This window comes from Mycobacterium conspicuum, assembly GCF_010730195.1.
Classification (GTDB): domain Bacteria; phylum Actinomycetota; class Actinomycetes; order Mycobacteriales; family Mycobacteriaceae; genus Mycobacterium; species Mycobacterium conspicuum.
In genome coordinates this window covers 4,248,703-4,263,669 of sequence record NZ_AP022613.1, presented here as the reverse complement: position 1 = coordinate 4,263,669, position 14,967 = coordinate 4,248,703, and the positions used below count along the sequence as shown (strand labels likewise).

The 14,967-nt window shown below is 71.9% G+C and carries 7 protein-coding genes; 4 read left to right on the top strand and 3 right to left on the bottom strand.

Annotated elements, in window-relative coordinates:
- Positions 1–7 precede the first annotated feature (7 nt).
- Entirely contained in the window at positions 8–4,885 is a 4,878-nt protein-coding gene (locus G6N66_RS19520; protein WP_163645876.1) for a PE family protein, read from the top strand.
- Between the two features lie 22 nt (positions 4,886–4,907).
- On the opposite strand, the gene G6N66_RS19515 is transcribed toward G6N66_RS19520, so the two are convergent.
- Positions 4,908–6,275: an FAD-binding oxidoreductase gene (locus G6N66_RS19515; RefSeq protein ID WP_085233324.1), complete on the bottom strand. Its 1,368-nt coding sequence runs from the start codon at positions 6,273–6,275 to the stop codon at positions 4,908–4,910.
- A 129-nt stretch (positions 6,276–6,404) separates the two neighbouring features.
- Positions 6,405–7,652: an MFS transporter gene (locus G6N66_RS19510; RefSeq protein WP_085233323.1), complete on the bottom strand. Its 1,248-nt coding sequence runs from the start codon at positions 7,650–7,652 to the stop codon at positions 6,405–6,407.
- Between the two features lie 72 nt (positions 7,653–7,724).
- Here G6N66_RS19510 and G6N66_RS19505 point away from each other — a divergent pair, with 72 nt between their 5' ends.
- The 3 genes from G6N66_RS19505 to G6N66_RS19495 all read left to right on the top strand — a co-directional run bounded on the left by G6N66_RS19505 (position 7,725) and on the right by G6N66_RS19495 (position 11,010).
- Positions 7,725–8,561, top strand: coding sequence for a uracil-DNA glycosylase (locus G6N66_RS19505; protein ID WP_085233322.1), 837 nt, complete (start codon positions 7,725–7,727; stop codon positions 8,559–8,561).
- The gene (locus G6N66_RS19500; protein ID WP_085233320.1) at positions 8,558–9,688 is read left to right on the top strand and encodes an FAD-binding protein; all 1,131 of its coding nucleotides are present in this window, start codon (positions 8,558–8,560) and stop codon (positions 9,686–9,688) included. Before G6N66_RS19505 ends, G6N66_RS19500 begins: the two co-directional genes overlap by 4 nt.
- A 290-nt stretch (positions 9,689–9,978) precedes the next feature.
- Entirely contained in the window at positions 9,979–11,010 is a 1,032-nt protein-coding gene (locus G6N66_RS19495) for an LLM class flavin-dependent oxidoreductase (protein ID WP_085233319.1), read from the top strand.
- On the opposite strand, the gene G6N66_RS19490 is transcribed toward G6N66_RS19495, so the two are convergent.
- Positions 11,011–14,880 (bottom strand): bifunctional diguanylate cyclase/phosphodiesterase, encoded by a 3,870-nt coding sequence (locus G6N66_RS19490; protein ID WP_085233318.1) that lies wholly within the window; start codon positions 14,878–14,880, stop codon positions 11,011–11,013.
- Between the last annotated feature and the right edge of the window lie 87 nt (positions 14,881–14,967).

Genomic DNA, 14,967 nt, shown 5'->3' with positions numbered 1-14,967 from the left:
GTCCGTCATGTCCTACGTAATCACGACAACACACACGCTGACGGCAGCAGCAACGGACGTGGCGGGCATCGGCTCGTCGCTGCGCGCGGCCCACAGCGCGGCAGCACCCTCGACCACCGCGGTGATCGCCGCGGCCGAAGACGAGGTGTCGGCGGCGATCGCGTCGCTGTTTTCCGGCCACGGCAAGGCGTTTCAGGCGCTCAGCGCCCAGGCGTCGGCGTTTCACAGCGCGTTCGTGCAGACCCTGAACAGTGCCGGCGGCGCGTATGCCGCCGCCGAGGCGGCCAACGCGTCACCCCTGTCCGCCGCGGTGTCGGCGGCGCAGAAGCTGGCGGTGTTCTCCCCGGTGGAGGCGCTGGCGGGGCGCCCGCTGGTGGGCAACGGCGCCAACGGCACGGCGGCCCACCCCGACGGCGGCGACGGCGGCTTCTTATACGGCAACGGCGGCAACGGCTTCTCGCAGGCGGACGGGTCCGGGCTCAACGGTGGCAGCGGCGGGTCGGCCGGGCTGTTCGGCCACGGCGGCAACGGCGGCAACGGCGGGTCGGCCTCCACTCCCGGCGCGGTCGGCGGCAACGGCGGCAATGGCGGCGCCGGGGGCTTGACCGGCGGCGGTGGGGGCGGCAACGGCGGCAACGGCGGGGCCGGCGCGAACGGCGGGGTCGGGCAGGCCGGCGGCGGCGGCGGACGCGGCGGGGCCGGAGGCGCCAACCACCAGTTGTTCATGGGCCGCGGCGGGATCGGCGGCGACGGCGGGACCGGCGGCAACGGCGGCCTCGGCACCGACGCCGCGACGGGCGCAGTGGGCAACACGGGCGGCGCGGGCGGAGTCGGCGGGGCCGGCGGCGCCGGCGGCGCCAACACCGGGCTCGCCGGTTCCGGCGGTGCGGGTGGTCATGGGGGCATGGGTGGGTCCGGCGGCACCGGCGGCGACGGTGGTGACGGCGCCCAGGGTGTCTTCCCGGGTAGCGGCGATGGCGGCAACGCCGGCGATGGCGGCGCCGGCGGGGCGGGTGGCAACGGCGGCGCCGGCGGCGGCGGCGGCGCCGGCGGCCTGGGCAGCAAGGGGGCCAACGGCGACGGCGGGAGCGGCGGCGCGGGCGGTGACTCCGGTGAGGGCGGCACCGGTGGGGCCGGCGCGGACGGCACCGCGCTGCATCCCGACGGCTTCGCGGGCGGCCTTGGCGGTGACCCCGGCGCGGCCGGGGCCGGCGGCACCGGCGGCAACCAGGGCAGCGGTGGCACCGGCGGCCAGAGTGGCGCCCACGGCGCCGCAGGTAACACGGCCACCAGCGGCGGCGACGGTGGTGACGGCGGTGACGGCTTCAGCCCCACCGCCGCCGACGGCGGTAACGGTGGTGCCGGCGGCAATGGCGGCAGCTACGGCAACGGCGGCAACGGCGGCAACGGCGGCACCGGTGGGCACGGCGTCAACGGCACCAACGGCGGCAACGGTGGCACCGGCTTCACCGGCGGTGTCGGCGGCAACGGCGGCACCGGCGGAGCCCTGGGCGGCGACGGCGGCAACGGAGGGACCGGCGGCAACGGCGGTACCGGCGGCGACGGCGGCGCCGGCAGCACCGGCGCGACCGGTGTGTCCGGGGTGAACCAGGGCGCCGGAGGTGACGGCGGTACCGGCGGAAACGGCGGTCAAGGCGGCCAGGGCGGGACCGGCGGCAACGGCGGCACCGCCGCGAACGGCGACGTCGGCAGCAACGGCGACGGCGGCACCGGCGGCGACGGCGGCAACGCCGGCGCCGGTGGCAACGGCGGGGACGGCGCGGCCGGGGTCAGCGGCGTGGCCGGTTCCGGCGGCAGCCTGGGGGCCGGCGGCGACGGCGGCGACGGCGGCAACCTCGGCAGCGTCGGCGCCGGCGGCGCCGGCGGTCAACCGGGCATCGCCCCCGGCGGCGGCAACCACGGCGCCACCGGCAACAGCGGCAGCCTGCCCGCCAGCTCGGGCGGCAACGGCGGTAACGGCGGGGCCGGCGCCACCGCGGCCGCCGGCTCGAACGCCAACGGCGGCAACGGCGGCAACGGCGGCGACGGCAGCTCGGTGGGCAACGGCGGCGCCGGTGGCGCCGGCGGGGCCGGCGACGGCACCGGCAACGGCGGCAGTGGCGGCAACGGCGGCCAGGCCGACAACTTCGGCACCTCCGACGCCACCGGCGGCAACGGCGGCGACGGCGGCGACGGCGGCACCACCGGCAACGGCGGCCACGGCGGCAATGGCGGCAGAGCCCGCATCTTCCAAGGCACCTCCACCGCGACGGCGACCTCGGGCACCGGAGGCAATGGCGGCGACGGCGGCAGCGGCGGCGGTGACGGCGGCAGCGGCGGCAGCGGCGGCTTCGCGCTCAACGATGGGACCGGCAACATCGTCGCCGGCAACGGCGGGAACGGTGGCGCGGGCAACGGCGGTGGCATCGGCGGGAGCGGCGGCTCGGGCGGCAGCGTGGAGATCAACAACGACACCTCGACGGTGACCGCGGTCGGCGGCAACGGCGGCAACGGCGGCAGCGGCGACAACGACGGCTTCTTCTTCCAGCCCGGGCACGGCGGGGACGGCGGCAACGCGCAAATCGACAGCAGCTTCTCGTCCAACAGCGCCATCGGCGGCAATGGCGGCGCCGGCGGCGACGTCACCGGCGCCATGGCCACGGCCGGCATCGGCGGTTCCGGCGGCGACGCGACCGTCAACGGCTCCGGCGACGCGACCGGCGGGTCGGGCGGGGCCGGCGGTCACGGCTTCAACGGTGGTTCCAGCGGCAACGGCGGCGACGCGGTCAACAACGGGACCGGAAACGCCACCGGCGCCGACGGGACGGCCGGCACCGACGGCACCGGCGCCGGCAACGGCGGCAACGGCGGCGCCGGCGGCCAGGCCCACATCACCAACTCCGCGTCCACGGCCACCGCGACCGGAGGCCACGGCGGCGTGGGCGGCGACGGCTTCAACGGCGGCGCCGGCGGCTCCGGCGGTCTTGCGTTGACCAACGGCACCGGAACACTGGCTCCCGGCACCGGCGGCGATGGCGGCATCGGCACCGGATTCGGCGGCGGAAGCGGTGGCCAGGGCGGCGGAGCGGTAGCGAACAACGCCGCCTATGCGCATGACGTCGTCGGCGGTACCGGCGGAGCCGGCGGGCAGGGCGTCGACGACGCGGCCTTCTTCCAACCCGGGCATGGCGGCAGCGGCGGCGACGCGACCGTCAACAACGCCGCGTCCACGGTCGATGCCATCGGCGGCACCGGTGGTGCGGGCGGCGACAGCGCAGGCACCGGCGGCATCGGCGGGTCCGGCGGCAATGCCTTCAACAGCGGCAAGGGAGACGCCATCGGCGGCACCCCCGGGGCGGGGGGCAGCGGCCCGGTGGCCAACGGGACCGGCGGGGCCGGCGGTTCGGCGTTCATCGAGGCATCCGGCACTGGAAACGCCATCGGACACGACGGCGCGGCCGGCGCCAGCAGCGCCACCGGCACGGGCGGGGGCGGCGGCGTCGGCGGTGCCGCGCGTGTCTTCAACCCCGCTGGGCTGGGCACCGCCACCGCCGGCAACGGGGGGGCGGGTGGCAATGGCCTCACCGGCGGGACCGGCGGCGGCGGCGGCTTTGCGTACACCGACGGAACCGGCCTGATCACCCCCGGCACCGGCGGCGATGGCGGCACCGGCAGCACCTCTAGCGGTGGGTCCGGCGGCAGCGGCGGCGGCGCGGAGATCACCAACAGCGCCTATGCGCAGGATGTCGTCGGCGGTACCGGGGGCGACGGCGGCACCGGCTTCAACAACGGCGGCGCCTTGCAACCGGGCCACGGCGGCAGCGGCGGCGACGCGACGGTGAACAGCGCCGGCTCGACGCGCAACGCCATCGGCGGCGCGGCCGGCAAGGGCGGCGATGCCACCGGCGGCGGCAACCCGATGACCGGCAGCGGCGTCACCGGCGGCTTCGGCGGCACCGGCGGCAACGCCTTCAACAACGGCGGCGGAAACGCCACGGGCGGCGCCGCCGGCGCCGGCGGCACCGGCTTTGCCGGCGGGCACGGCGGTGGCGGCGGTTCGGCGTACATCAACGGAAGCGGAACCGGAAGCGCCACCGGCGCCAGCGGCCTGGACGGCGTCGCCGGCGCGGGCGGCGACGGCGGCGGTGGCGGGGCGGGCGGCGAAGCCCGCATCTTCAGCACCGCCTCCGCGGGCACCGCCACCGCCGGCAACGGGGGGAACGGCGCCAACGGCTTCGACGGCGGCGGCGGCGGGTCGGCCGGGTACGCGTTGACCAACGGAACCGGAGCGGTCGTCGCGGGCACCGGTGGCAACGGCGGTGTTGGCGCCAGCCTCCTCGGCGGCAGCGGCGGCAACGGTAGCGGCGTGGAGATCAACAATGCCGCCAACACCCATGACGCGATCGCCGGCAACGGCGGCGTGGGCGGCGACGGCTTCAACGACGAGGTCGTCATCGGCGGCATCGGCGGTGGCGGCGGCAACGCCCTCATCGACGCCGGCTCCGGTAACGCCATCGCCGGCGACGGCGGTGACGGCGGCGATGCCACCATCTTCGCCGGGGGCGGCGGGTCCGGCGGGGCGGCGACCACTCACGGAAACGGGAACGCCACCGGCGGCGACGCCGGGGATGGCGGCAACGCCAACCACGGTGCGAACGGCGGCCAAGGCGGCGACGCGACCGTCTTCGGGACCGGACTAGCCCACGGCGGCAACGGCGGTGACGGCGGCGACAGCTCGGAACCGATGGTCAACGGCGGCCACGGCGGCGACGGTGGCGACGCGTTCGTGCCCATGCCGCCGGCCAACGGCACCGGCGGCGACGCCGGCACCGGCGGCAGCCCCGGAGGCGTCAACGGCAACCCCGGCACCGTCGGCCAGTCCTAACCCCCCGTCACCGGCGTACTGTCTAGATCGCCGACCCCGGGTTCAAGATGCCCAGCGGGTCCAGCGCGCGCTTGATCCGCTGGTTCAGCTCCATCACGTCGGGGCCCAGATAGCCTTCCAGCCACGGCCGCTTGAGCCGGCCGACGCCGTGCTCGCCGGTGATCGTGCCGTCCAAACCCACTGCCAGGTCCATGATTTCGCCGAACGCGAGATGCGCGCGTTCCGTCATCGCCGCGTCCGAGGGGTCGTACACGATCAGCGGGTGGGTGTTGCCGTCGCCGGCGTGCGCGATCACCGAGATCATCAGGTCCCGCTCGGCGGCGATCGCCGCGATCCCGCTCACCAGCGCCCCCAGCGCCGGCAGCGGCACCCCGACGTCCTCCAGCAGCAGCGAGCCCTTGGCCTCCACCGCCGGGATGCAGAACCGGCGCGCCGCCACGAACGCCTCGCCCTCGTCCGGGTCGTCGGTCGAAAACACTTCCGTCGCGGCGTTTTCCGCGAACACCGACGCCATCAGCTCGGCGTCCTCGCCGGCCGCGCGCCCGCGCTCGTCGGAACCGGCCAGCAGCATGGCGCCCGCCGAACGGTCCAGGCCCATCCGCAGCGTGTCCTCGACGGCGTTGATCGCCGCCGCATCCATGAACTCCAGCATCGAGGGCCGCAGCCGCGCGGCGACCCCCAGCACCGCGTCGACGGCCGCCTGCACCGACGCGAAGGAGGCCACCACCACGCTCGACGTCCGCTGCGCGGGCAACAGCCGCAGCGTCACCTCGGTGACGACGCCCAGCGTCCCCTCGCTGCCGACGAACAGCTTCGTAAGGCTAAGGCCCGCAACGTCTTTCAACCGCGGGCCACCCAGCCGCACCGCGGTGCCGTCGGCCAGCACCACCTGCATGCCCAGCACGTAGTCGGTGGTGACGCCGTACTTCACACAGCACAGCCCGCCGGCGTTGGTGGCGATGTTGCCGCCGATGCTGCAGATCTCGAACGACGACGGGTCCGGCGGATACCACAGCCCGTGTTCGGCGGCCGCCTTTTTCACCTCGGCGTTGAACAGCCCGGGCTGACACACCGCGGTGCGGGTGACGGGGTCGACGGTGATGTCGCGCATCTTCTCGGTCGACAGCACGATCCCGTCGTCCAGCGCGGTCGCCCCGCCGGACAGGCCGGAACCGGCGCCGCGGGTCACCACCGGCACCCGGTGCGCGGACGCCCAGCGCAGCACGGTCTGCACCTCGTCGGTGCGCCGTGGCCGGACCACCGCCAGCGGCTTGCCGGCCGACGGGTCGAAGGCGCGGTCTTGCCGGTACCCCTCGGTGACCGCGGGATCGGTGACGACCATCCCGTCGGGCAATTCGGCGATCAGCGCGGCCAGCACGTCCACGCTCAGATCCTACGCGGACACCGAGTCACATCAGTCTCACCTGCCACTGAGGATCAGGCATAACATCTTTTAAAAGTTGACCTCGCTGGCGATATCACACCGCCCGACACCAGCCGGGCGGTATCACCGGCGCCATCAAGTTTCAAAGCGCATTGTGTCCTCCGGCGCGCGGTCCAGCTCACGCAGCGACGGCAGCGCGCAGGCGACGCACCCGACCACCAGGATCGGCACCGCCAGCGCCAGGAACGTGACGGTCAGCCCGGCCGCGTCGGTCAGGGGACCGGCCACCAGAAGGCCCAGCGGTCCCGCGGCGTAGGGCAGCCCCGTCATCACCCCGACCACCCGGCCGCGCAGCCGATGCGGCGCCCGGGTCTGCATCACGTAGTTGTAGATCGGCTGGATCGGCCCGTACACCAGGCCGGTGACGCCGCACAGCACCAGGATCACCGGCAGCGGCGGGAGAAACGCGATGCCGGCCGTCGCCGCGCCGAAGGTCAGCGTGGCAACCAGCACGGCGGTGCGCCGCCGCGTGTATTTCGACAGCACCGCGTAGCCCAGCGCGCCCGTGACGCCGCCGGCCCCGAGCGCCATCAACGCCCAGCCCAACTCGGCGGGCTGGTGCCGGTCGGTGAAGTACTTCGGAAACAGCACGCTTTCCATCGGCAGGTACAGGGCCGTCACGACCAGGTCGATCAGCCCGAGGGTGCGCAGCACCCGCACGTTCCAGACGAACCGGAAACCTTCGACGACCCAGGAGACCAGCCCCGCGGGCCGGGTCGCGTGGTGCGGCTTGCCGGTGCCGTCGAGCCGCATCGCCGCGATCGCCAAAAAAGACAGCCCGAAGAGCCCCGCCGTGACCCACATCGTGTTGATCCCGCCCACCGCGGCGATCATCAGACCGCCGACGCCCGGGCCCACGATGTACGCCAGGTTTTGAATCGCCTCGTAGATGCTGTTGGTGCGGTCCAGCGACCAGCCGGCCCGGGCCGCGGCCTCGGGCAGCATCGACTGGCGCGCCGTCGTGCCGGCCGGGTCGAAACCGGCGGCCAGGAAGGCCAGCACCGCGAGCTCCACCAGCGTGATCGCGTCCGCACCGAACACCAGGGCGGTCAGCGGGATGACGGCCACCGCCGTGCCGGACAGCGAATCGGAGACCAGCGAGATCCGGCGGCGCCCGAAGAAGTCGACCGCGGTCCCGGCGATCAGGGTGGACAACACCAGCGGCAGCGTCATGGCCGCGGCCACCACCGACGCGTCGCGCGCGCTGTCGTGGTGCTGCAGCGCCAGCCACGGGAACGCGACGATCGAGATGCCGGTACCCGCCGTCGCCACCAGCGTGGCGAACAGGATCAAAAGCGCCGGGCCGCGGCTGGTGCTGGTCATCGGATATCGGGGGTGAATTTAGCGCCAACGCCGGGTCGGCGGCGACCGAATTTCGCCCGAGACACGCTGCGCATGCAGGATGTTCATGTGCTCGCCCACCCCAACACCGGCCTGCCCTTCGACTCCCCGGTGCGACCCGGCAGCGGATGGCCGGGCGACCCGGCCACCCCGCGGACCCCGGTGGCCGGCGACGCCGCGACGGTGGCAACGCTGGCGGCCCAAGTCGAATCGATCGGCGAACTCGACGCGCTGTCCAGCGTGTGCCGGGCGTGCCCGCGGCTGGTCACCTGGCGCGAAGACGTGGCCCGCGTCAAGCGCCGCGCCTTCGCCGACCAGCCGTACTGGGGACGGCCGGTGCCGGGCTGGGGCGCGGAGCGGCCGCGGCTGCTGATCGTAGGGCTGGCGCCCGCCGCGCACGGCGCCAACCGGACCGGACGGATGTTCACCGGCGACCGGTCCGGCGACCAGCTGTACGCCGCGCTGCATCGGGCCGGGCTGGTGAACCAGCCGACCAGCGTCGACGCCGCGGATGGCTTGCGGGCCAACCAGATTCGCATTGTCGCGCCGGTGCGCTGCGCCCCGCCGGCCAACGCCCCGACACCGGCCGAGCGCGACACCTGCTGGCCGTGGCTCGAGGCCGAATGGCGGCTGGTGCGCCAGCAGGTGCGGGTGGTGGTCGCCCTGGGCGGGTTCGGCTGGCAGATCGCGCTGCGGATGGCGGGGGCCTCGGGCGCCCCGGCGCAGCGCAAGCCGCGGTTCGGCCACGGCGCGGTGGCCGAGCTGGGATCCGGTGTGCGTTTGCTCGGCTGCTACCACCCGAGCCAGCAAAATATGTTCACCGGTAGGTTGACTCCGACGATGCTCGACGACATTTTTACGGACGCGAGAAAGCAGGCGGGGATTCGGTGACGGAAGTTTTGATTTCCGGCGCCAGCGTGGCCGGCACCACGTTGGCGTATTGGCTTGCGCGGCATGGCTTTTCGGTCACCGTGGTGGAGCGCCATCCCGGCCTGCGGCCCGGCGGTCAGGCCATCGACGTGCGGGGTCCCGCGCTGCAGGTGCTGGACCGCATGGGGCTGCTGGCCGCCGCGGCCGAGCGCAAGACAAACATTCGCGGCTCTTCGATGGTCGACGCCGACGGCAACGAGTTGTCCCGCGACACCGAGTCGACACCGACCGGCGGCATCATCGACAACCCCGACATCGAGCTGCTGCGCGACGACCTGGTCGAATTGCTTTACGGCGCAACCCAAGACGGCACCCAGTACCTGTTCGACGACACCATCGTCGCTCTTGACAACCGCGGGCCCGCGGTCGACGTGACGTTCGAAAACGCGCCCGCCCGCAGCTTCGATCTGGTGATCGGCGCCGACGGCCTGCACTCCAACGTGCGGGGGCTGATCTTCGGCCCCGAGGAGATGTTCGTCAAAAGGCTGGGGACATTCGCCGCGATCTTCACCGTGCCCAACTTCTTAGACCTCGACTACTGGCAGCAGTGGCACTACGGCGAGACCAGCATGGCCGGGGTGTACAGCGCGCGCAACAACACTGAGGCCCGGGCCATGTTGGGGTTCATGGACTCCGACCTGCGGGTCGACTACCGCGACGTCGAGGCCCAGTTCGCCGAGGTGGAACGGCGGATGGCCGACGACGGCTGGGTACGCCCGCAGCTGCTGAAGCTCATGCGCGAGGCGCCGGACTTCTACTTCGACGAGATGTCGCAGATCGTGATGGACCACTGGTCGATCGGCCGGGTGGCGCTGGTGGGCGACGCCGCGTACTGCTGCTCGCCGCTGTCGGGGCAGGGGACCAGCGTCGCCCTGCTGGGCGCCTACATTCTGGCCGGCGAGCTGAAAACCAGCACCCATGACGGCTGGGTCGACCACGGCGCCGCCTTCAGCAACTACTTCCGCACCTTTCACGGCTACACCGTGCGCACCCAGTTCCTGGCCACCGACAACATTCCCGGCGGTGCGCCCATCTCGCAGGAGCAGTTCGAGGCCATCGTCAACTCGCTATCGCTGCGCACGTACTAGCGGCGAGCCGTCGAGTGTGAATCGTGGGCGTTGATTGTGAAGCCTTGGCGGAAAAATCGCCGATTCGCCGCCCTACGTTCACACTCAAAGCCCCTGTGTTCACACTGATCGCGCCCCAGCTCGTGCTTCCCCCTCCGAGCCTGCAGCGCTGTTGAGTGTGAATCGTGGGTGTTGAGTGTGAAGCCTTGGCGGGAAAAATCGCCGATTTACCGCCCTACGCTCACACTGAACGCCCCCCAACCCGCCGAAAGCCCGGGAACGTTCAAGCACCCCACGGCGTTAGCCCCGTCGTGCGCCTTTCCGTCCTCGACCTCGTCCCGGTCCGCACCGACCAGTCGACCGCGGACGCCCTGGCGGCCACCGTGAAGCTGGCGCAGGCCGCCGACCGGCTGGGCTTCACCCGCTACTGGGTCGCCGAACACCACAACATGCCGTCCGTCGCCGCCACCAGCCCGCCGGTGCTGATCGCCTACCTGGCAGCGCAGACCACCCACCTGAGACTCGGATCGGGCGGGGTGATGCTGCCCAACCACGCGCCGCTCGCGGTGGCCGAGCAGTTCGCGCTGCTGGAGGCCGCCGCCCCGGGCCGCATCGACCTGGGCATCGGCCGCGCCCCCGGCTCCGACCCGGTGACCTCCTACGCCTTACGCGGCACCAATGACGATCGCGACATCGAGAACTTCCCCAGCTACCTCGACGACGTGGCCGCGCTGATGAGCGCGCGCGGCGTCATCGTCCCGCTGCGCTCCGGGGACTACCGGCTCAAGGCCACCCCGGCCGCGGCCAGCGAACCGCGGCTGTGGCTGCTCGGCTCGTCGATGTACTCGGCGCATCTGGCCGCCGCCAAGGGGCTGCCCTACGTCTTCGCCCACCACTTCTCCGGTCAGGGCACCGAAGAAGCGCTCGAGCTCTATCGCGCAAAATTCAAGCCCAGGGCCATAACATCCGAGCCGCTGACGTTCCTGACCGTCAACGCCGCCGTGGCCGAAACCAAAAGCGAGGCAACGGCTTTGATACTGCCCAACCTGCAGACGATGGCACGGCTGCGCACCGGGGAGCCGCTCACGCCGGTGCCGCTCGTCGAGGAAGCCGAAAAAGCCACCCTCACCGAACAACAGCAGCGCATCGTCGACGCCGGCCTCAAGCGCGCCGTCGTCGGCTCACCCGCCGAGGCCGCCGAACAACTCCAGGCGCTGGCCCGGCGCTTCGACGTCGACGAGGTGATGGTGCACCCGGTCGCCTCGGCGCACCGCGGCACCGATCCCACCGCCGCGCCCGCGCGGGTCGCGACGCTGGAGCTGCTGGCCAAGGAGCTGTTCTAGCTACCCCTCCACCGGCGCGCGCTGGCTCGCCACCCACTGCCGAAAATCGTTGGCCGACATCGGCGGGCCGTGCACGAACCCCTGCGTGATCGCGCAGCCGTAACGCCGCAGCGCGCTCAACGTGATCTCGTCTTCGACGCCCTCGGCGACCAGCTCGGCGCCCAGGCTTTGGGCCAGCGCGACGGTGGAGCGCACGATGGCGACCGATCGCGGGTCCTGGGCCAGTCGCGCCACGAATATCTTGTCGAGTTTGAGCTCGTCCACCGAGACGTCCTGCAGCCGGGCCAGCGACGACCATCCGGTGCCGTAGTCGTCCAAGGAGATGCGGACGCCGAGGCGCTGCAGCGCGGCGACGGTATTGCGCGAGCGCACCGAGTCGACCAGGGCGCTCTCGGTGATCTCGGCGATCAGCGCCTCGCCGGGCAGATCGTGGATCCGCAGCAGTCCCTCGACCGTGCCCACCAGGTCGAGGTCGAGCAGATTCGTCGTCGACAGGTTCACCGCGACGGCCGCGGCGATGCCGTCCGCACGCCAGCACCGGATCTGTTCCAGGGCCACGCCCAGCGTGTAGTTGGTCACATTGCGCATCAACCCGGCGCGTTCGGCGGCGGGCAGGAATTCCTCGGGTAGCAACAGACCGCGGCTGGGATGCTGCCAGCGCAGCAGCGCCTCGACGCTGTGCACGCTTTCGTCGGCGGCATTGATCTTGGGCTGGTAATGCACCGTCAGCTGGTCGCCGTCGAACAGGGTGGCGCGCAGGTCCTCGACGAGCAGCGGGTCGTTTTCGCGGTACAGCTCGAACGCGGGCTCGTAGACCGCGATGTTGCTTGCGGCCGTTTTCGCGTGCGGCAGCGCGGTTTCGGCGCGATTGAGCAGCTCCTGCGGATGCTCGCAGTGATCGGGACACAGCGCGATGGCGATACGGGCATCGACCTGAACGGTGATCGGGTCCAGCGCGAACGGTTCGCTCAGCGCCTCGAGCACACGGCCGGCCTGCGCGCGTGCGGCGACCAGATCGGTCCCCTCGGCCATCAGAATCGCGAACAGATGATCCCCGGCGCGCGCCAGCAGATCCTCATCACCCAGGGTGCTCGACAGCCGTTTGGCGATGTGCCGCAACAGATCATCGCCGAAGCGCCGGCCGACCGAGTCGTTGATCTCGTCGAACTCGTAGAGATCCACCAACAGCAACGCCCGCCGCGGCGGCGCCCTGGGCGCCGGCGCGGGTTCCGCGGGCGTGGGGGTGGGCGTCGCGGGCGCCCCGGTCAACACCGTCGCCAGCGAGCGTCGATTGGGCAGCGCGGTCAACTCGTCGGTCATGGCCTGCTGGTAGTTCTCGGCCAACATGCTGACGTCGCGGAAGGTCACCGAGAATCGCGCGGCGATCGCGATCAGGCTCAGCGCGGCCAGGGTCGACGCCAGCCGCGAATCGTGCGCCGCGACGGTGATCACGAGGGCCACGACGGTGCACGTCACCGACGTGACGTAGGGGCTGAGCCCGCGCCTGGGGGCCGGGATGTCCGACGACGACGGCGTCCAGCTGGCCATCGCCAGCAGCAGCGACGAGGCGGGCCAGCAGGCGTCGAGCAGGCTGCCCACCCGGTAGGAACCGGCCGAGGTCTCGAACAGGTACCCCGTGTCGGCCAGGGCGAATAAGACAAATCCGGCGAGCAACAGGATCAAGCGAAACTCGTTGCGCCAAGCGCGGATTGGCAGCATGCCGGCGGCCAGCGCCAGCAGGATCAGATCGCCCCACGGATAGATCAGCCCCACCAGCACGGTCTCCGGGGTGTGCATGGCCGCCGCGTGGATGGGGCCCGCCGTCAGCGCCGCGGCCACCGCGGCCATGGTCAGCGCGCACACCAGGGAGTCGAGCTGAACCGGAATCGATGCCCGCTTCAGGCGGGCCCGCACGAGCAGCAGCAGTCCGGCATAGACCAGCGGGTAGTACAACAGGTACGCCGGATCGGCCCACGACGGCGACTGGCCGTCGGGCACCCACAGATAGATGACGTCGCCCAGCGCCGAGCACGCCATGCCCGCGGCGATCAGCGCCCACACCGCCCGCTCGGCCGCCACCCGGTGGGCCCGAACCGCGATCAACAACGCCGCCACAGAGTTCAGCGCCGTGTACAACACGATGCCGAAAGTCCCGCTGTGCGTGGAACTTCGGTCTAGCACGCTCATCGCGGCGTAGGCGACCACGCCGATCGCCAACACCGCCAACACACCCCGGATCGCCGGCGGCGGCCACTGGATCGCAAGCGCATCGCTCGACCCGTCCCCCGCCGCCGAGTCGCGGGAAAGCACAGCTACGTCGTTGTCAGAAGCGTTGGCGTGCAACGACTTAACGGTCTCCGTCGCCGACTCGCTGAATGGCGGAAAGGTATACGGGAACGGCAGATCGGGAATGAAGCTGCGGATGCATTGCCCGCCTTCGCGTTTCGCGGCGTACATCGCCAGGTCAGCGTGCCGCAGCAGCTGGTCGACGGTCCAACTCGCCGCCGAGGCGGCCACGGTGAACCCGATGCTCGGGCGCACCATGATGGGAACGCCGTCGATCACCATGGCTGTATTGAATGCATCGAGGACGCGCCGGGCCGCCACTTGTGATTCTTCGACGGAGCCCACGATGAGTATCGCGAACTCGTCGCCACCGAGCCGTGCGACGGTGCCGTCGTTCCCAATGGCCGCACTGAGCCGTCCGGCGACCCGGACGAGCAACTCGTCGCCAGCCGGATGGCCCAGGGCGTCGTTGACCGACTTGAAATTGTCCAGGTCGAGGCACAACACCGTGACCGGCTCCGCGTCGCCGTCGGAGCGCGCGACGGCCTGGCTCAACCGCTGCAGGAAGTGAGCCCGATTGGGCAGACCGGTCAGGCTGTCACTGAAAGCCTCCTGCGCCACCTCGGACAACAAGCGCTGGTTTTCCATCAGGACGACGAGTTGTCGAACGAGTACGGCGCTCACCAGAATCGCCAGGCCGACGAGCAGCGGTCCGTGATGCATGCGGCCTAGCGCGTAGCCGAATGCGACCGCGGCGGCAAACACCAACGGCAGGTACGGCAGCCACAGCCGGGCGCGGGAGGCGATCTCATTGCGGGTGGCCGTCGAGGGGGCTTCGTTGACGTTGGCCAACGCGGCCAACGCGATCATTCCCAATCCGATGATCCGGCCCACGCCGGCCAGATCGCCGGTGTGAAAGCTCCCGACACCGGTCATGAACATCAACACCAGGTCGGCGACGGAGATAATCGCGACTCCGCCCGCCAACAGGCCCCGGCTCGGCGGGTCGCCGGGACGAACCCGGGAGAACATCACGATGGCCGTGGTGATGAGGACGATATCGGCGAAGACGTGGGTCACGGTCGAGGGCCGGGCGGGGCTGTTCTCGCGCCAAAGTTGGTCGAGGACAAACACCCACGACACCACGAACAGCGAGGTCCACACGATGAGGCCGTCCAGCACCAGCTTCCCCCGGGGACTGTGCCGGGACAGCTTGGACAAAAACGCCAGCGCGGCCATGGTGCCAATTGGATACAGCAGGAGCACCACGTCGGCCGCCGCCGGATGGGCGGCGTGATCGACCACCGGGCGCACGTCATAGACCGCCCAGATGAACTCGCCGATCGCCCAGCCCGAGAGGGCCACCATCTGCGCGAGCCACCCGTATCTGCGGCGCCCGCTGCCGAAGCGAACGGCTCTACCCGCGCAGGCCGCCGCGAACGCGGCGCACGCCACCGTCACCAGTTCGTCGACCGAATACCGGACGATCAACACATCCGCGACGCCGTACACGGCCACCACGAGCCAGCCGGCGCGCGCGGACAACCCGAGTCGCCGCCACGGATTGCCCGTCCCCCGTTTCATAGCCGCTCCCGACACGCATTTGCCGGTGAGCGGATGACGAACTCACCGCTAGAGCAGAATAGACCGCTGGGGCCCGTTTGGGGCGGC

Coding starts and splice junctions, on each gene's coding strand:
- G6N66_RS19505 (WP_085233322.1), top strand. CDS start 7,725: ATGCAGGATGTTCATGTGCTCGCCCACCCCAACACCGGCCTGCCCTTC.
- G6N66_RS19490 (WP_085233318.1), bottom strand. CDS start 14,880: ATGAAACGGGGGACGGGCAATCCGTGGCGGCGACTCGGGTTGTCCGCG.
- G6N66_RS19520 (WP_163645876.1), top strand. CDS start 8: ATGTCCTACGTAATCACGACAACACACACGCTGACGGCAGCAGCAACG.
- G6N66_RS19510 (WP_085233323.1), bottom strand. CDS start 7,652: ATGACCAGCACCAGCCGCGGCCCGGCGCTTTTGATCCTGTTCGCCACG.